This window comes from Polaribacter sp. (assembly GCF_051251875.1).
Classification (GTDB): Bacteria; Bacteroidota; Bacteroidia; order Flavobacteriales; family Flavobacteriaceae; genus Polaribacter.
The window spans coordinates 15,390-34,493 of sequence record NZ_JBPOGL010000033.1 but is presented as its reverse complement, the minus strand read 5'-3'; the positions used below and the strand labels follow the sequence as shown (position 1 = coordinate 34,493).

15 protein-coding genes are annotated in these 19,104 nt (G+C 30.0%); 2 read left to right on the top strand and 13 right to left on the bottom strand.

Going from position 1 to position 19,104, the window contains the following annotated elements; translation table 11 throughout:
• Window positions 1-23: 23 nt before the first annotated feature.
• Complete coding sequence (locus ACSHW5_RS13675; RefSeq protein ID WP_435676705.1) at window positions 24-215, top strand: hypothetical protein; 192 nt, start codon at window positions 24-26, stop codon at window positions 213-215.
• A 32-nt stretch (window positions 216-247) separates the two neighbouring features.
• Window positions 248-1,111 (top strand): sigma-70 family RNA polymerase sigma factor, encoded by an 864-nt coding sequence (locus tag ACSHW5_RS13670; RefSeq protein WP_435676704.1) that lies wholly within the window; start codon window positions 248-250, stop codon window positions 1,109-1,111.
• A gap of 168 nt (window positions 1,112-1,279) precedes the next feature.
• On the opposite strand, the gene ACSHW5_RS13665 is transcribed toward ACSHW5_RS13670, so the two are convergent.
• From ACSHW5_RS13665 to ACSHW5_RS13605, 13 genes are all read right to left on the bottom strand, one after another.
• Window positions 1,280-3,247 carry a DUF3857 domain-containing protein gene (locus ACSHW5_RS13665; RefSeq protein WP_435676703.1) on the bottom strand — a complete coding sequence of 656 codons (1,968 nt, stop codon included), beginning with the start codon at window positions 3,245-3,247 and terminating at the stop codon, window positions 1,280-1,282.
• Between the two features lie 19 nt (window positions 3,248-3,266).
• The gene (locus tag ACSHW5_RS13660; RefSeq protein WP_435676702.1) at window positions 3,267-5,192 is read right to left on the bottom strand and encodes a transglutaminase-like domain-containing protein; all 1,926 of its coding nucleotides are present in this window, start codon (window positions 5,190-5,192) and stop codon (window positions 3,267-3,269) included.
• On the bottom strand, window positions 5,179-8,460 hold the full coding sequence (locus tag ACSHW5_RS13655; RefSeq protein ID WP_435676701.1) for a tetratricopeptide repeat protein: 3,282 nt from the start codon (window positions 8,458-8,460) through the stop codon (window positions 5,179-5,181). Before ACSHW5_RS13655 ends, ACSHW5_RS13660 begins: the two co-directional genes overlap by 14 nt.
• A 76-nt stretch (window positions 8,461-8,536) precedes the next feature.
• The gene (locus ACSHW5_RS13650) at window positions 8,537-8,803 is read right to left on the bottom strand and encodes a heavy-metal-associated domain-containing protein (protein ID WP_435676700.1); all 267 of its coding nucleotides are present in this window, start codon (window positions 8,801-8,803) and stop codon (window positions 8,537-8,539) included.
• Between the two features lie 5 nt (window positions 8,804-8,808).
• Complete coding sequence (locus ACSHW5_RS13645; protein WP_435676699.1) at window positions 8,809-9,174, bottom strand: rhodanese-like domain-containing protein; 366 nt, start codon at window positions 9,172-9,174, stop codon at window positions 8,809-8,811.
• A 4-nt stretch (window positions 9,175-9,178) separates the two neighbouring features.
• A complete protein-coding gene (locus tag ACSHW5_RS13640) occupies window positions 9,179-10,585 on the bottom strand; it encodes an MBL fold metallo-hydrolase (protein ID WP_435676698.1) in 1,407 nt (468 codons plus the stop codon).
• Between the two features lie 167 nt (window positions 10,586-10,752).
• Window positions 10,753-12,480 carry a SulP family inorganic anion transporter gene (locus tag ACSHW5_RS13635; RefSeq protein ID WP_435676697.1) on the bottom strand — a complete coding sequence of 576 codons (1,728 nt, stop codon included), beginning with the start codon at window positions 12,478-12,480 and terminating at the stop codon, window positions 10,753-10,755.
• 85 nt (window positions 12,481-12,565) lie between these two features.
• Window positions 12,566-13,588: a Holliday junction branch migration DNA helicase RuvB gene (ruvB, locus tag ACSHW5_RS13630; RefSeq protein ID WP_435676696.1), complete on the bottom strand. Its 1,023-nt coding sequence runs from the start codon at window positions 13,586-13,588 to the stop codon at window positions 12,566-12,568.
• Between the two features lie 108 nt (window positions 13,589-13,696).
• Complete coding sequence (locus ACSHW5_RS13625) at window positions 13,697-15,478, bottom strand: cytochrome c oxidase subunit I (RefSeq protein WP_435676695.1); 1,782 nt, start codon at window positions 15,476-15,478, stop codon at window positions 13,697-13,699.
• 32 nt (window positions 15,479-15,510) lie between these two features.
• Window positions 15,511-16,518: a cytochrome c oxidase subunit II gene (locus ACSHW5_RS13620; RefSeq protein ID WP_435676694.1), complete on the bottom strand. Its 1,008-nt coding sequence runs from the start codon at window positions 16,516-16,518 to the stop codon at window positions 15,511-15,513.
• Window positions 16,519-16,555: 37 nt separating this feature from the next.
• On the bottom strand, window positions 16,556-17,998 hold the full coding sequence (locus ACSHW5_RS13615) for a quinol:cytochrome C oxidoreductase (protein ID WP_435676693.1): 1,443 nt from the start codon (window positions 17,996-17,998) through the stop codon (window positions 16,556-16,558).
• A gap of 26 nt (window positions 17,999-18,024) precedes the next feature.
• Complete coding sequence (locus ACSHW5_RS13610) at window positions 18,025-18,564, bottom strand: c-type cytochrome (protein WP_435676692.1); 540 nt, start codon at window positions 18,562-18,564, stop codon at window positions 18,025-18,027.
• A 10-nt stretch (window positions 18,565-18,574) separates the two neighbouring features.
• Window positions 18,575-19,102, bottom strand: coding sequence for a DUF3341 domain-containing protein (locus ACSHW5_RS13605; RefSeq protein WP_435676691.1), 528 nt, complete (start codon window positions 19,100-19,102; stop codon window positions 18,575-18,577).
• Window positions 19,103-19,104: the final 2 nt, after the last annotated feature.

Here is a 19,104-nt window from a genome sequence, read left to right as displayed (position 1 = left end):
GTGCATCCTTAAAATTCATTTCTATGAAAATAATTCAATTTAAAAGAAAAACAAAACAAGAAAAATATTACTCATCGGCAATGGGCATCTTAAACTCTAAAGTAACCTATATAAAAAAGTATGTTTTAGGTATTCCTATTAAGACAGTTCATAAATACAGAGAAACGTATTACGGAGAAATCAAAAATTGTGATGACTGTAATTTATTTATATAAAATAATTTAACTTAAAAAAATCGAAATAATATATGAGACAACTTAAAATTGTAAAACAAGTAACCAATCGTGATGCCAAATCTTTAGAAAAATATTTTCAAGAAATTAGTAAAATTGGGCTTATTACTGCTGATGAAGAAGTAGAATTGGCTTTACTGATAAAAAAAGGAGACAACAGAGCTTTAGATAAACTTGTAAAAGCAAATTTAAGATTTGTTGTTTCTGTAGCAAAACAATATCAAGGACAAGGTTTAAAACTATCTGATTTGATCAATGAAGGAAATTTAGGTTTGGTAAAAGCAGCAAAACGTTTTGATGAAACCAGAGGTTTTAAGTTTATTTCTTATGCTGTTTGGTGGATTAGACAATCTATAATGCAAGCCTTGGCAGAACAGTCTAGAATTGTGCGTTTGCCTTTAAATAAAATTGGTAGTATTAATAAAATACGAAAAATATACGCTCGTTTAGAACAAGATGAACAACGCATGCCAACGAATAAAGAAATTGCAAAACAGTTAGACATGACAGAAACTGAAGTAGCACAATCTTTAAAAAATTCTGGAAGACACGTTTCTATGGATGCGCCGTTTAAAGAAGGTGAAGATTCTAATTTATACAATGTTTTACAGTCTGATGAATCTCCTAGACCAGACAAAAACTTAATGAATCAATCTTTAAGTATTGAAATAAATAGAGCAATAGAATCGTTACCTCACAAAGAGGCAAAAGTTATTAAAATGTTTTATGGTATCAATCTTCCTGCTCCTTGTAGCTTATCTGAAATAGGAGAAATGTTCGACTTGTCTAGAGAAAGAGTGCGTCAAGTAAAACAAAAAGCCATTAAAAGATTACAATCGAGATCTAAAACGCACGTTTTAAAATCTTATTTAGGATAAACTATTTTTTTTCTGAAATTGAAATAATATTTGTAACCCCAAATAAATTACTATTAAAATTCCCAAGTTTTTAGCTTGGGAATTTTTTTTCAAAATATGTATAGTTTTCCAATTGATAATTTGCATACAAACAGGATATTTGCATGTTTCTTTTATTTGTAAAACCAATTATTTTGGTTCTAACAACAACACAATTTTATTAAAATCTGCAGCACTATTAATTACAGTTCTGTATTCTTCATACATAGAAACATCCACAATATTTTCTCTGTAATGTTCATCTGCTGTAATGGTAACTTTATCTCCATCTAATTTGTAAAAAGATTTAAAAGAGAATAATTCTTTACTATTTTTAGAAAAAGAATTGTCAATATTAATATCGTCTAAATTTGTAATTTTATAGCCTTCAGGAATGTTAATTGTTAATGTTCTGTAATAACTTCTATGAAACTGCTCTTCTAATGGCAATACTCTTTTCTTTTCTTGGTACAACTGAATTTGTGGGCCAATTAAATCACCAATTTTAAACAAATACTTTCTTCCTGCTTTTTCAACAAAAGCTTCTGTTGTAAAATCTATAATAAATTGTAAAGGTTTTAATCCAAATAACTCAGATTCATCATTTACTAGTTTTCTATCTGTAATTTCAAGTTCTGTAGTAATGTTTTCTATAAAACTATCAATTAAATCTTGCTTTCTTTCTCCTTGTATTAAATGCATAAAAGGTTGAATATTCATAGCATAGTAACCGCTAAAAGCTCTATTGAAATTTACACTATTTTCTGTTAGATTTTCTTTATTAAAATCTATGGTAACTTTCATAACATCTACTGTTTCTTCTACTTTTACAGGCTTAATATATTTAATTATCCCTATTGCAGACTTATAATCACCAACGGTTACTTCTTTTACAAACAAGCCGTAATTATCCATTACAAAAGGCATTGGAAAGCCATATCTTGTTCCAAAAGCATTTGGAGACAAGTACTTTTTAGAGGTAGGAAAATAAAGTAAAAAATCTGTTAAAAAGTTGGTTGCTTCAAAATCTGGATCAAACTTTATTTCATTTCTATTACTAGTTAAAACAAGCTCATGTTTTACGTTCAATGTTCTTAACACCGCAATAAATAGTTTTATAATTCCGGTTTCATTTGCCACTTTATGTGTTAAAATTTGTTCTAAATCTTTTAAATCTTCATTATACACATCTTGAGAATACAGATTTGTTTTTATAAAAAAATCTAATTTTCTAACAATAGTTTCTTCATCTGCATTAACCGGTAGTTGTAACTCTTTTATAAAATTGTTTAGTAAATCTGTTGTCTTTTGTGAATAATCAGGATAATAAGAATCATATAAATTCTGAGAAATACTAGAGTAAGAAACAATATCAGCTTTATTATTTGCAATGTTTTTATCCATTTTATAGACCAAAAACTTTCTTGATGCATTGTATGCCGCTTGGTATTCGTTTTCTAACTTCTTTATTGAATTTTCATGCAGTTTCCAATGTAATTTTTCCGAAGTTAATGTATCTAATTCTACTTCTGGTAATTGATTAAAACTTTTGAATTTAAAGACTAAATTTTTTGGAGAAAACAAATCGAATTCTGCATTATGAATAGTATAAGAATCTTGTAGGTTTACTTTTTTACCCATATACGTTGGAGGTCTTTTAACTACATACAAATACTCTATAAAACTTCCTTTTGTAATTCCTTCTAAAGCATAATACTTATACGTGTTACCCGTTTCTTCATCATCCGCAGTTAATATTTTAGATTTATCTAAGTTGATTAACTTTCCTTCTGGCGTTATCACTCTTGCTTTGTTTATTTGTAGTTCTGCTCTTGATGAAAATGGCAAATAGATTTTATTATATTCTTCAATAGCATCATCAGAATTTAACCATAAAACTTTATGTTCTAAAAAGTATTCTACTAAATTTTCTTCTTCAAAATAAAACTCTGTTACTGTTTTTTCTTTGATAGCAATCATACCTTCTGTGCTACCTTCCGTTATTTTATAACTTGGATTTTCTTCCCAATCATAACTTTTAAAAAAGGGCATTTCTTGTGATACTGCTATTTGAATAGTAAATAATACCGCTACTAATAAACTAATTTTAATCCTCATCATTCTTTTTTATTCTATTTTATTCTTTTTTTAAAACTACTATTTCTTTATAGCTTCTCACAATTTTTTTAATCTTTTCATTTACTATTTTTTGTTCCTTTAAATTTAATGTTAAGAAATTAAATTCAATTGTTTGATTGTAAATAACTTTATTCCCCTGTACTTTATACGTAATAGCACATGTTAACAGTTCATTAGAAACGTTTAAAGCTTCTGGTAAATAATCTATTGTATACCCTTTAGGAACTTCTAAAGTTGTGGTGTAGCTAAAATATCTTTTATAATCGAATTCTATAGCATACTCTCGCTTTTTATCTGTTTTATAAAAAGACACATCATTGTTTAAGTTTAGGTTGATATAAATTTCATCACCCAAATTTTTAGAATAATTATTAATTTCAAAATTATAATCAACTATAAAATCATTGTCATAATCATATTTATTGATCTCTTTAAAACTACTTACTAAAAACTTATTATTCCCTTTTTCAAACATGCTGTTGTAGAATTGTTTTAGTTTAGTGGGTGTATTTTCGTTTTCTAAATCGTTAAAAAAATCAATTTTAGGGTAACCAGTTATACTTGTTTTTGAAGTTCCAATAACACTTCCATTTTCAATTTTAATGTAGGTAGTATCTATAATTGCATTCTGTTTTGCGTCAATAATGGGTACTTTTTTAATTTTAAATTCTTTTCCGTATCCTACCAATGCTTCTTTTCCTTGAATAAAAGAAGTAGGAATACCAAATTTAATATACCTACCTGTTGCATCTAAATAGTAGGTTTTTCCTTGATTTTCATAAGAAAGAATCATGTGATTGTCTACAACTGGTGTTGGTACTTCTTGATATGTATACGGAATACTTCTTGTACCAATCCACGTTAAGTTCCCTTTTACGCCAGCAATTTCTAACATTCTATACAAGATGCTAGAATTGTCTTTACAATCTCCATATTTTTTCCTAAAAACTTCATTAGATTCTCTTGGGATAAAACCACCTAGCGCATATTCAAAAGCAATGTATTTTATATTTTGCTGTGTCCAATAATAAATGGCTTTTACCTTTTCTAAATCAGTATTTTTATCTGCAGTAATTTCATGTACCAAAGTTACCAATTCTTGGTTTGGCGCTTCTGTATTTACATTTTCTACCAAAGAATAATACCAATTATATAAATCTGAAATTTCTCCCAATAATTTTACTTTTTCATTTTTAACCTTATAAGAAGTTATGATTGGCACAATATGAGGCAAAATAGTTTTATAACTTGGCGTACTGGGCTCATAATCATATTCTGGTTGATTATTTAACTCCCATGTATAAATTATTTTACTTCTTTTTTCTTTTTTGGTAAATTTTATGGCATCATCTGTAATATTAAAATTTCTGAATTCTAAATTCACCTCTTTGTCTGCAACAATGGTTACTTTATTTGTTTTTACCGGAAAATAATCACCAAAATAAAAAGGCGTTAAAAAACGCGGATTTTTAATTTTCTGAGAATATTTTAATTTTGATTTTGATCCTTTTTTTAAATTTGGATATACATAATTTAACAATTTTGAATCGTCATAAAAAGATTGATTAATTTCATCTTTCTCTGTAAATTTTTCTACTCTTGTTTCTATATAATCATTATCCTCATAAGACATTGATGAAGCTTCAACCTCATTCATCTCAAAAAATGCAGAAAAGTTTAAGGTATTTTTAGAATTATAGGTTGCAGATTCATTTAAATACAAATCTTCTTCTATAAATTCTTGATTAATTTCCAATCCTTCTTTACCTGTTTCTATGGTAATTATGGTTTCTTGATGCAACCTAACTCTAGCTGCTTCTGGGTATAATTTGCTGTATTTTAAAAACTCTTTAGAATACTGAGCATTTAAGCCTGTTGCTACTAATAGAAAAAATGCAATAAGACTTAATTTATAAATTTTCAACCGTGTATATTTCTCCATTTAAATACTCCTTTTTCATTTTTAATTTTCCTTTTTCACCGTAGAAATATAACGTTCCATGTTCTAAATCATTAGAAAACATCAGTTCTTCTTTCTTATTTCCATTTTCGAAATAAAGATTGCTTTTACCATGTTTTTGTCCATGAAAGTAAGTTGTTTCTTCTTTTAATGTACCATTTAAAAAATACTTTTTTACAACACCATGATATTTACCATCCTTGTAAGGAAATTCCCCAAAAATAGTACCATTAAAGAAATATGATTTATAACTACTTTCTAATTCTCCAAACTTATATTCTGTGTTTATAGATGGTTTTCCATTCTCAAAAAAAGCTAAAATCTCACCACTTTCTTGGTTTAACGGTATCATATCAATTTCTGTTCCGTTTTTATCTAAATAACTATACCCCACAATTTCTCCATAATTGTAAAAACGAATTAGTTGTAATTGTCCTGAACTATCATAATTTATTTTTTTTCCATGTTTATTGCCTTCATAATACTGTGTACTAGAGCTTTTGACTCCATTTTCATAAAACCTTAAACTAGTACCAATTTCTAAATCATTCTCAAAAGTATAATCTCCTTCAACAATTCCTTTTTCCGTATAGTTTATAATTTTTCCTTGTACTTTTCCGCTAACATAGGTAGCTTTACTTTCTACATTTCCGTTTTCATAATACCAAGTCCAAAGTCCATTTTGTTCTCCATTATGATAACTTCCAATAATTTTTTTATTCCCCATAAAGTAATAAGTTTTATAAACTCCATGTTTTACTTGATTTACATAGGAAACTGTACTCTTTGTTTTACCATTAAAATGTTTCAATTCTAAGGTATATTCATTTTCTTTAGAAACATAATCTATTTTTTCCAAAAGTTTTTCCTCTTTCCCATAAATGTTTTCATAAATTAAATCATCAAAATTATAATTGGCAGTAGAAGTTAACTTACCATTTACACCGTAATATTTTTGTTCGCCATTTAATTGTCCACTATGGAAAAAGCTAATTGCTTTTAGTGTGCCATCTATATAATAATATTGCCATTCACCATGTTGATTTCCATCTTTATACCAACCTTGAGCACTCATTTGTCCATTGATATAATTTCCTACATAATAACCATCTAAAACATCTTCTTTGTAAGGTGAAATATTGTCTATTTTTCCATTTTTAAAGTAGGTAAAGTAATCTCCGATAATTTTATTTTCCTTGAAGTTTCCTTTGTTGCGTAATACTCCATTATTTGTGTAAAATTTCCATTCCCCTATTTTTCCTCCTGAAATATCATACAATCCTTCTGTTGTTTTGTTTCCTTTTGGAGAAAAACCTTCATAATAAAATTCTCCGCCTTTCTTTTTTGCTGCTTTTAAAACAGAACCGTCTTTATTAAAAAATTTATAAGCAATTATTTCTCCTTTTCTATACATAAATTCATAAAAGAGCTTACCATCTGTGTCATAATATTTATACAAATCATGTAGTTTTCCTTTTCTGTAATTATAGTCGATTTGAAGTGTGCCATCCGAATAATACGTTTTCCAAGGACCATCGTAAAAACCCTCTAAACTTTGCCCTTCTTCATTTATATTTCCATTAGAATGATACAATTTATAACTGCCGTTTAACTCGCCATTTTTATATGAAATCTCAGCTGATATTTTTTGATTATAATGATACACTTTTTCTAAACCCGTCTTATTCCCAGCAGTATAATTCGTCTTAGCATACACATTTCCGTTGGTATAATACTCGACAACTTCTCCATCAATTTTACCCTCTTTATAAGGAATATAAAACTCAAGAAGTTTTTCACCAACTTTAAAATAGGACTTATAAATACCATCTAATACACCCGATTTAAAAAATTTTCTTTGAACTAAAGCTCCTTTGTTATTAAAGTATTCATACTTGCCATGTAACGAATCGTTTTTATAAATAGAATTTACATATTTTTTGCCATTCTCGTGAAACATAAAGTTCTTTCCTTCTAACTTTCCATCAGTATAGAATGCTACATCTTTTACTTTATTTTGAGAGTAATACCAAGACCATTTTCCACTTCTTTTGCCTAAATTATTAAAACTTCCAGTGCTTGTTAATCTTCCTGAATCATTATAAAACTCCCAGTTTCCGATAGTATTTCCATCCACTTTTTTCCCCACAGCATCAACATAAGAATTATTATATTCATAAGTAACATCTTGTAGTTCTCCGTTAAAAAGGGTGTTATTTTTTGATACTCTTTTTCTCCACTCTGTTTTTAATTCTTCTAAAAAGGCAACAATTTTTTTTGTGTTTTTTTCTATTATTTTTTTATATTCCTCATTCTCTATTGAATAAGCAAGTGTGAAGACAAAATCATCAAATTTGTTATTTTCTAAAATCCATTTATAAAAAGGAACATACGTTTTATCCCAGAAGCCTCCATTCCCTTCAAAATCCTTTAATTGAGAAATCATAGCGTGATTTTGCCTAGTTAAAGCAATATTTATATCATTTCCTGTGCTATATTTTTCATTCATCGCTAATTTACTAGTCAAAACTAAATCTATCTCTTCAAAAGAATCATCTTCATCATCTAAAACAATTTTGCGATCTCTTATATTAGAGTTTTTGGCTATTACAATATTATTTAATGATTTAAGAATATTAAATGCTCCTTCGCCATCTGGTTCTAAAAGCAAATACATATTAAAACACATTAATGCTTGGGTTAAACGCTCTTGTTTGTAGTAAATATTACCAATTTTCAGGTGTGGTTTTCTATAAATAGGATTTAATGCAATTGCTTTTTTATAAACATTTATGGCTTCATTTAATTTGCCTTGTTCTTCTAAAACTACACCTTTATTAAACCATAATAGACCGTTTTTAGGGTATAATTTAATACCTTGATTATAATTTTCAATAGCTTCATCATACCTTTTTAAATTTGCTAAAGCAACTCCTTTATTTATATAAAAAAAAACTTTTGAATGCGTATGATGGTTATTAATCCCTTCATTTACTGCACTTATAGCTTCTTCATTTTTTTTTAATTGAAGTAAATAATAGGATTTGGTTGTTAACAAAGAGTAGTATGCAGAATCGTTCTTGCTTAGAGTATTAACAAGTTCTAATTTCTTATCATTACCTTCTATTTTAGGAATTTTTTCGACAATATCTTTATAATCTCTAAACGGAATTTTTTCTTGTGAGAAGCTAAAATTAGCCACAAGTAACATAGCAATCAGTACTTTTTTCATAGAACTAAAATAATAAAAAAAGAGCGCAAAAAACCTTATTTTTTATAGTTTTTTGGCCTCTTTTTTAGTGTGATTTTTAAGAATCCATCCTACCAACAGCGCAACTTACAAAAGACTTTGCTTTGTGTACAATGGTATTTTTATCACCAACTTCCGGATATCCTAACTTAGATAGTTTTAATTTTATTTCCTGTAAATTATCATTTTCCGAAGAAATTGAAACTATAGATTTTTCTACATCAACTTCTACTTCATTTACACCTGCTATCCCTATTATTCCTTTTTTAATAGTGGCAGCACAGCCACCACATTTTAAATTTTCTATTTGTATCTGAGTTTTCATAATTTTTAATTTTCTTGTTTCCATTTTGTATAACCGCCTATAACGTTGTATACGTCAAAACCTTTTTCTTGCAATAATTTAGAAGCTTTACCACTTCTATTACCACTTCTGCAATATAAATAAACAGGTTTGTTTTTATGCAATTTCTTAACTGCTTTTTCTGTAAAGTCTTTATCAAAAAAATTAACAAATAAAGCTTTTTTAATAGCACCTTCTTTTACCTCTTTAGGCGTTCTAACATCTAATAATTGAATTTTCCCTTTAGAAAGTAATTCTTTTAGTTCTACTGTTGTTATCGATTTAATTTCTTGCTTTTTTCCACAATTAAGAAAAAGGAAGCTCGAAAAAAACATGCATAAAAAATTTTTCATAATTTTATTTTAAAGTTGATGGGCAAACAGCCGCTGTTCTTTCTATTGTTGTATTTCTAATGGCAGCATAACCACCTGCAACGTCAATTACATTATGTATACCTCGTGCTTTTAAAATAGAAGCTGCAATTACTGAGCGATAACCACCGCCACAATGTACATAAAAGTCTTCTTTTTTTGGAAATTTAGAAATATGATCATTTAAAGAATCTAACGGAGTAGTTATTGCAACTTTAATGTGTTCACTTTCATATTCACCCGGTTTTCTAACATCAAATACAGGTGCATTTTCATCAATTTTAGCTTCTAAAACATCAGCAGATACAGAGCTTAAAGTATCTATTTCTTTCCCTGCTTTTTTCCATGCTTCAAAACTTCCGTCTAAATATCCCAATACATTATCAAAACCAACTCTAGACAAACGTGTAATGGTATCTTCTTCTCTACCGGAAGGAGTTACCAATAAAATTGGCTGTTTAATGTCTTTAATTAATGCGCCAACCCAAGGGGCAAAACCTCCATCAATACCAATAAAAATAGATTGTGGTATAAAGCCTTTTATAAACTCTGTTTCATTACGAACATCTAAAACTACAGCGCCTGTTTCATTGGCTATAATTTCAAATTCATTAACAGACAATGGCTTTTCGCTAATTTTAAGAATTTCATCTATATCTTGATATCCTTCTTTGTTCAATTTCACATTTAAAGGAAAATATGCTGGCGGTGGTAATAAACCGTCGGTAACTTCTTTTATAAATTCTTCTTTGGTCATATTAGCTCTTAACGCATAATTGGTTTCTTTTTGATTGCCAATGGTTCCTACGGTTTCACTACTCAGGTTTTTTCCACAGGCAGAACCTGCTCCGTGCGCCGGATACACAATTACATCATCTGCTAACGTCATCACTTTATTACGCAAACTATCGAATAAATATCCTGCTAAATCCTTTTCTGTAATGGTTCCTTTTTGTGCTAAATCAGGACGACCAACATCACCTAAAAACAACGTATCTCCACTAAAAAGAGCATAATCTTTTCCGTTTTCATCTTTCAATAAAAAACAAGAACTTTCCATAGTATGTCCTGGAGTGTGTAATACTGTTATGGTAATCTTACCAACTTTAAAAACTTGATTATCTTTTGCAATAATGGCATCAAAGTTTGTTTCTGCCGATGGACCAAATACAATTTTAGCACCTGTTTTCTCTGCCAAAGTTACGTGACCGCTTACAAAATCTGCATGAAAATGAGTTTCAAAAATATAGTTGATTTTAGCATTATTTTTAGCCGCTCTATCAACATAATCTTGTACTTCTCTTAATGGATCTATAATAGCAACTTCGCCATTACTTTCTATATAATAAGCTCCTTGAGCCAAACACCCTGTATAAATTTGTTCTATGATCATTATAAATAGCTTTTCTTAAACTTTAAGTAACTTGAAAAGGAAACCTCTCAAATAACCCTTGTTTGTTAACAATTGATTGTTTTTGCTCTTTAAAGTTGAGCACTTATTCTTTAAGAATTACTATTTGCTAAAATTTTAGAAACAGTAAAACTATAATTATATTCTTATTAGTCGTACGCCTGATGAATATATTTCGCATACTTTTCTTGTTGTTTTCTATCTCCAGTCTTATAGAATTTTACAGCATCATTAGAACGCATAAAAAAATGATTGACATTTATTATTGCCAGCATACCACTTTTAAAAAAATCATCTCTAACCGGACCTTTAACACCCGCAAAGTAAAACGTAACTCCTTTCTTTTTATAGAATTTAATACGCTCTTTTAACATTTCTACTCCTGTACTATCTACCCTATTAATACTTTCTGCATCTAAAACTATTATTTTTAAAGCAGTTCCTTTCTTGGAGGCCATTTCATCTAACTTGTCTCTAAAATATGCTGAGTTTGCGTAAAAAATTTGTGCATCAAACCTAAAAATTAAAATATCATCTTCTATGATAACTTCATCAAAACGATTTTTATTTCTATAAAAATTTGAGTTTGGTACTTTACCTAACTCGGCTACATGCGGTCTGGAGGTTCTGTAAATTAAAACAATTAAAGAAAGACCTACGCCTACAATAATTCCATATTCAATACCTAATGTAAGCGTTGCCAAAAATGTAGCAAACATTAACCAAAAATCTAAGTGATTTGCTTTCCATAAAAAAACGGCTTCTTTAATATTAACCAAACCAAAAACAGCCACAATAATAATTGCCGCTAATACTGTTTTAGGTAGATGATAAAACAATGGTGTTAAAAATAATAAAGTAAAAACAACCATAACTACAGAAATTAAAGCAGCCATTCCTGTTTTTGCTCCACTTTCTTGGTTTATTGCAGAACGTGAAAAACTAGAGGTTGTAGGATATGCTTTAAACAATGAGCCTACCATATTACTTAAACCTAAAGCAATTAATTCTTGGTTTGGCCTTATTCTATATTCATCTTGTTTTGACTCTAAAGATTTGCCAATAGATATAGTTTCTAAATAACCAACCATTACTAAAGTTAATGCTATTGGTAATAACTCTTTAATTTGATCTAAATCGAATGTTGGAATTCCAAAAACAGGCAAACCAGAAGGTATATCTTTTACTATAGAAACATCTATAAAAGACTTTCCAAAATATTTCATTACTAAAATTCCAAAAATGACTACAATTAAAGCATTCGGTATTTTCTTGTTAATTTTTCTAAAAGCAATAATTACCACAACACAAATTAATCCAATAACAGTTGTAGGATGATTAAATGTTGAAATATGGAGCCAAATATCTTCTAAAACAACCTGTATTTGATCGCTTTGAGTAAAATCTACTCCTAATAAATTTCTAAATTGATTAAATCCAATAATTAATGCAACGGCAGATGTAAAACCGGTTATTACCGGTTTAGAAAGAAAGTTTACGATGAAACCTAAACTAAAAACACCCATAATAAATTGGATTGCTCCTACCATTAAAGCCAACAAAATAGCTATAGAAATATAACTATCAGAACCTGCCAAAGCCAACGTTGAAACCCCCGTTGCCACAATTAATGAATCCATAGCAACAGGACCTACAGCGACTTGCCTTGACGACCCAAAAATTGCATACATTACCTGTGGTACCAATGCACAATACAAACCATAAATTGGTGGCAAACCTGCAATTAAAGCATAGGCTATTCCTTGAGGAATTAAAATAATACCCACAGTAACTCCGGCTATCAAATCACCTTTAAATAAAGACGAATTGTAGTTTGGTAACCATTCTAAAATTGGTATAATTTTTTTTATGTTCATAAGCCCATCCTAACCTTCCCAAAGGGAAGGAATTCTTACTCTTATCTTTTTTTAAACTCTTATTTATTTTCTCTTTTTTCTTAATCTAAAATAATTCTCCTTGATTTTTTCCTTTTACTCTTCCTAAATGTTTGTATGCTAAATCTGTAACTTCTCTACCTCTTGGTGTTCTCATGATAAAACCTTGCTGTATTAAAAAAGGTTCATACACTTCTTCAATGGTTTCTGTGTTCTCAGAAACTGCCGTGGCAATAGTACTTAAACCTACGGGGCCACCTTTAAATTTATCAATAATGGTTTTCAAAATTTTATTATCCATTTCATCCAAACCATGTGCATCTACATTTAAAGCTTTTAAGGCATATTTTGCTATTTCTATTGTAATGGTTCCATCTCCCTTAATTTGTGCAAAATCCCTAACTCTTCTTAACAAAGCGTTTGCAATTCTGGGTGTTCCTCTACTTCTACCAGCAATCTCTATTGCAGATTCCATAGAAATAGGAACTTTTAAAATTTTTGCACTTCTTTGAATAATGGTTGTTAATAATTCCGTTTTATAATATTGTAATCTGCTACTAATTCCAAAACGTGCACGCATTGGCGCAGTTAATAGTCCAGAACGAGTTGTTGCTCCTATTAAAGTAAATGGTTCTAAATTGATTTGAACTGTTCTGGCATTTGGGCCAGATTCTATCATAATATCAATTTTATAATCTTCCATTGCAGAATATAAATACTCTTCTACAATAGGACTTAATCTGTGTATTTCATCAATAAATAAAACATCACGCTCATCAAGGTTTGTTAATAAGCCAGCTAAATCTCCTGGTTTGTCTAAAACAGGGCCAGAAGTAACTTTTATTCCAACTTGCAATTCGTTTGCTAAAATATGTGCGAGTGTTGTTTTCCCCAAGCCTGGAGGTCCATGAAAAAGTGTGTGATCTAAAGCTTCTTCTCTTTGATTAGCCGCTTCAACAAAAATCTTTAAGTTTTCAATTGCTTGGTCTTGTCCCGTAAAATCATCAAAAGAAAGCGGACGTAATTTTTTTTCTACGTCTAAATCTTCATTTGAAAGATTGTCGTTTTCAGGATTTAAGTTTTCATTCATAACTACAAATATAAGAGATTTTGAATCAGAAAAAATGTACCCATTGTTACATAACAAAAAAAACCTTTCCGAATTGGAAAGGTTTTTTAAATTTTAACTAAATTTTATTTATGACTGTTCTTCACCATCTAATAATGGTGTGGTTTGTAACACAAAATCTTGACCGTGTAGATAAGCACTATCATCATCATTTGCATCTACTCTTTTACTATAATCATAAGACCATCTATGTACTTCAGGAAGTTTTCCTGGCCAGTTACCATGAATATGTTCAACTGGAGTTGTCCATTCTAAAGTAGTTGCTTTCCAAGGATTCTGAGTTGCTTTCTTTCCTCTATAAATAGAGATAAAGAAGTTTGCTAAAAAGAAAATCTGAGCAAAACCACCAACCAAAGCAAACAATGTAATTACTTTATTAATATCTGATAAATCATCAAACATAGGGAAATTAGTGTTTGTATAATATCTACGTGGTAAACCTGCCAAACCTATAAAGTGCATTGGCCAGAAAACGCCATAAGCACAAATTATGCTTAACCAAAAATGCCAATACCCTAATGATTTATTCATCATTCTACCATACATTTTTGGAAACCAGTGATACACACCAGCAAACATACCAAAGATTGCAGAAACACCCATTACTAAATGGAAATGTGCTATTACAAAATACGTATCGTGAATATTAATATCTAATGCAGAATCTCCTAAAACAATACCTGTTAAACCTCCTGTAACAAAAGTAGAAACAAAACCAATAGAAAATAACATTGCAGGATTTAATTGCAGGTTTCCTTTCCACAATGTAGTAAGCCAGTTAAAGGATTTTACCGCGGATGGAATAGCAATTAATAAAGTTGTAAATGTAAATACAGAACCTAAGAAAGGATTCATACCAGAAATAAACATGTGGTGACCCCATACAATTGTAGATAAGAATGCAATAGCCAAAATAGAACCAATCATTGCGCGATAACCAAAAATTGGTTTACGAGAATTAATGGCCAAAATTTCAGAAACGATACCCATTGCAGGTAAAATAACAATGTAAACTTCAGGGTGTCCTAAGAACCAAAATAAATGTTCAAACAATACTGGCGAACCTCCTTGATAATGTAATACTTCTCCAGAAATAAAAATATCTGATAAGTAAAATGAGGTACCAAAACTTCTATCAAAAATCAACAATAAAGCAGCTGATAATAATACCGGAAACGAAACAACACCAATAACTGCTGTAATAAAGAAAGCCCAAATTGTTAATGGCAATCTTGTCATAGACATTCCTTTAGTTCTTAAATTAAATACAGTAACTATATAATTTAAAGAACCAATTAAAGAAGATGCAATAAATATTGCTATTGAAACCAACCATAATGTCATACCTGCTCCAGAACCTGGAATTGCTTGTGGCAATGCACTTAAAGGAGGGTATATTGTCCAACCCGCAGAAGCTGGTCCAGCTTCCACAAATAAAGAAATAACCATAATAATACTAGAAATAAAGAATAACCAGTAAGAAATCATGTTTAGAAATCCTGATGCCATATCTCTTGCTCCAATTTGCAATGGAATTAGTAAATTAGAGAATGTACCACTTAAACCTGCGGTTAATACGAAGAAAACCATTATTGTACCATGTATTGTTACCAATGCTAAGTACATATCCGGATTCATAACTCCATCTGTTTGATGGTGTCCTAAAAAAGCTTCTATTACAGAAAACGATTCTTCTGGCCACGCAATTTGCATACGGAATAACATAGACATAAATACACCAATAATTCCCATAAACATACCAGTTACTAAGAACTGCTTAGAAATCATTTTATGATCTTGGCTAAAAATATATTTTGTTACAAATGTTTCTTTATGATGATGATCTGACATAATCTATTTATTTGTAGTATCTTTTAATTAAATTATTTTATAACTGAAGCTAAAGTTGGTTGTTCTGCAATCCATTTATTGTATTCGTCTTCTTCTACAACCGTAATTTTCATTTGCATGTTGTAATGAGAAGCACCACAAATTTTGTTACACAACAACAAATAATCAAACACATAAGGATCTTCTCCTTTAGCTTTTCTTATTTTATTGATTCCTGCAGATTTTTCAATTACTTCAGGTTGTTGTCTCATTTCCTCTGTGGTATACTTTGGCGTAAATCCAAATTCTGTAACCATTCCAGGAACACAATTCATTTGTGCTCTAAAGTGAGGCATATAAGCAGAGTGCAATACATCTTGAGAACGGAACTTAAAATGTATTTTTCTACCTTTTGGTAAATACAATTCAGTAACTTGTTTATCATCACTAGAGTTTAAATCAGTCATATCAACACCCATAGTGTTTAAACCTTTAATGTAATTTACATTACCTAAACCTAGCATATTATCTTCTCCTGCATAACGGGCATCCCATCTAAATTGTTGAGAATATACTTCAATTACAATTGCGTCTTTTTCATCAGATAAATCCATAACATTATTCCATTGCCATAAACCATAACCGATTAAAGCAACCAAAACAACTGCTGGTGTAACTGTCCAAATTAATTCTAACTTGTGACTGTCTGAATAAAATTTTGCTTTTTGACCTTCTTTACCTTTATATTTATAAGGGAAATAAAAGATTAAAAACTGCATTAAAAATTGAACAATTCCAATTAACCAAAATGAGATATCAAAAAGATTATCATCATGTTCTCCTTCAAAAGAAGCAGATTCTGGCAATAGAACTACATTCATAAAAATTAAGCAATAAATCATCATTGCATAAAGAAACACCATAAAATAAATGGAATTTCTTGCTTGTATAATGTTGTCCTTGTCTGTAGCTATAACACTTCTAAAATTTAAAATTCTAGTAATCTGCCAAAAGCTAACTCCTATTGCAACACCTATAAAAATATAAAATAGCGCTAACATATTTATCTTGTCTTAATTATTTTAATTCAACTATTTATTAATGATGATCATTTGATCCTTCTCCTCTGTGTTCTATATTGTAATAATGGAAATGCTCACTTTCTTGTAAGAATGGGTTTCCTTTTGGTATTGGATTCGCTTTTGCAAATGAACTAAATACAGTAAATATAAAGACTCCCAAAAAGAATAATAATGCACTTATTTCCGGAATTCCAAAATACCATTGAGCACCTACTGTTGCTGGCATTACCATTACAAATATATCTACATAATGACCTCCTAAAATTACCAAACCTCCAATAACTACAAACCATGGTATACTTTTAAAATCACTGTTTAACAACAACAAGATTGGAAAAATAAAATTCATAACTACCATTGCTAAAAACGGTAATTTGTATTCATTAAAACGCATTGCAAAATACGTTGTTTCTTCAGGAATATTTGCATACCAAATTAACATAAATTGTGCAAACCATAAATATGACCAGAATACAGAAAAACCAAACATATATTTTGCTAAATCATGAATATGGCTATCATTTACAGTTGGTAAAGCACCTTTAGAGCGTAAGTAAATTGTTACAAATGCTATTACAGTTAATGCACTAACTAATAAACTTGCCAATACATACCAACCAAATAAAGTAGAAAACCAGTGAGGATCAAGACCCATTATCCAATCCCAAGACATCATAGATTCTGAAAGCATAAATAAGAATATAAATACTACAGATACATTATAATTTAATTTATACGATTTTCTATTATCATTTGCAGTATCTTCTTTGATAGAATTTCTTCTAATAAACCATCGGTAAGCATTCCAAATTGATAAATAGATAATACTTCTAATAGTCCAACCTGGTATATTCATCCACCAAGATTTCCCATCTATTACAGCATCATAATTAGGACTTGCTGGGTCAAAAACACCATCAGCCATCCAAGGAAATAAATGATTTATATGCAACACAGAAGTTATAATTACCACGACCATAATAACAGAAGTTGGTACTAAATTTGCCGTGATTGCTTCCATCACTCTAAATAAAACGATAGACCAACCAGCTTGAGCAACTCTTTGGGCCGCATAAAATGCAAGGGTTAATAATGAAATTCCTAAAAAGAAAAACAATGCTACATAAATTGCAGACCAAGGTTTATTTTTTAGTTGATGAAAAACATGCTCTGCATGCGCATCATCATGATTTTCGTGATGAGCATCAACAGAACCATGTGCTTCTATTTTAGACTCTTCATGCCCGTGAGCTTCTTCAGAAACCTCTGAATGATGTTCTTCTATAGTTACTTCATGCGAATCTCCATGACTACCATGAGAAGACGCTTGATGAGCTATAATTTCTTTTGCTTCTTCAACATTTTTAGGTGCCGAATAAAACCCATAAGCAATTCCTAAGGCCCCTATAATGATAAGTGCTATTGAAAATGTTTTTAATTTACCAGAGAATTGATACATATCTTTCGTATTCTACCTTTTTGTAATTATAATTCTGAACGTAATTTTTCTACGTATTGTACTATCTGCCAACGTTCTTTATACGTTAATTGAGATGCGTGAGAACCCATAAGGTTTTTACCGTGCATAATTACATGATAAATACTTCCCGCATTAATATCTCTATCTTTATAGTTAGGAATCCCAGAAAATTTCTCTCTTTGAGATAAAATTCCATTTCCGTCTCCTTTAGTTCCATGACAAGTTGCACAATAAATAGTGTACATTGCTTTTCCGTTTGCCAAATTATCTTCCGTTACTTCTAAAGGATTAACTTCAGATTTAGACTTCTCATAACCTTCATTAGTATCTGGTATATCATACGCAGGAGTTCCTCCTCTTGCAATTGTACCATCTACAGGTTTTAAGTTAACGGCGTTACCATTAATTCCATTTACTCCATTAACATCATAAGGTACAGATACATACATATCTGGCATATATTGAGAGCGTGGTGTGCGTTTATCATTACAAGAAACTAAACTTGTAATGATTACTAAACCGATAATTAATTTAAAATTCCTCATTATCTCTTCTTTAGTGCTTATCAACTACATTAATTTCTACAGCTCCTGTTGTTTCTAATAAAGCCTTTAATTCAGCCTCATTATTATGCACAGGAATTTCCATTAAAAAATGATCATCTGTTGTTCTTGGATCAGGATTTTCTGCTTCCTTAAATGGCCATATTCTACTTCTCATATAAAAAGTAATTACCATTAAATGGGCTGCAAAAAATACCGTTAATTCAAACATAATTGGAACAAAAGCTGGCATATTTTCTGCCCAAGAAAAACTTGGTTTACCTCCAATATCTTGTGGCCAATCTTGAATCATCATATAATTAGTCATCCAAATTGCAAATGATAACCCTGTAATTCCGTAGAAAAAAGCAGTAATTGCCAATCTTGTTGGTGCTAATCCCATTGCTTTGTCTAATCCGTGTACAGGAAAAGGACAAAATACTTCTTCAATATGATGATGTTCTGCTTTTACAGCTTTCACTGCATCCATCAGTACTTCATCATCATTATAAAACGCGTGAATAACTTTTGATGATTCCATAA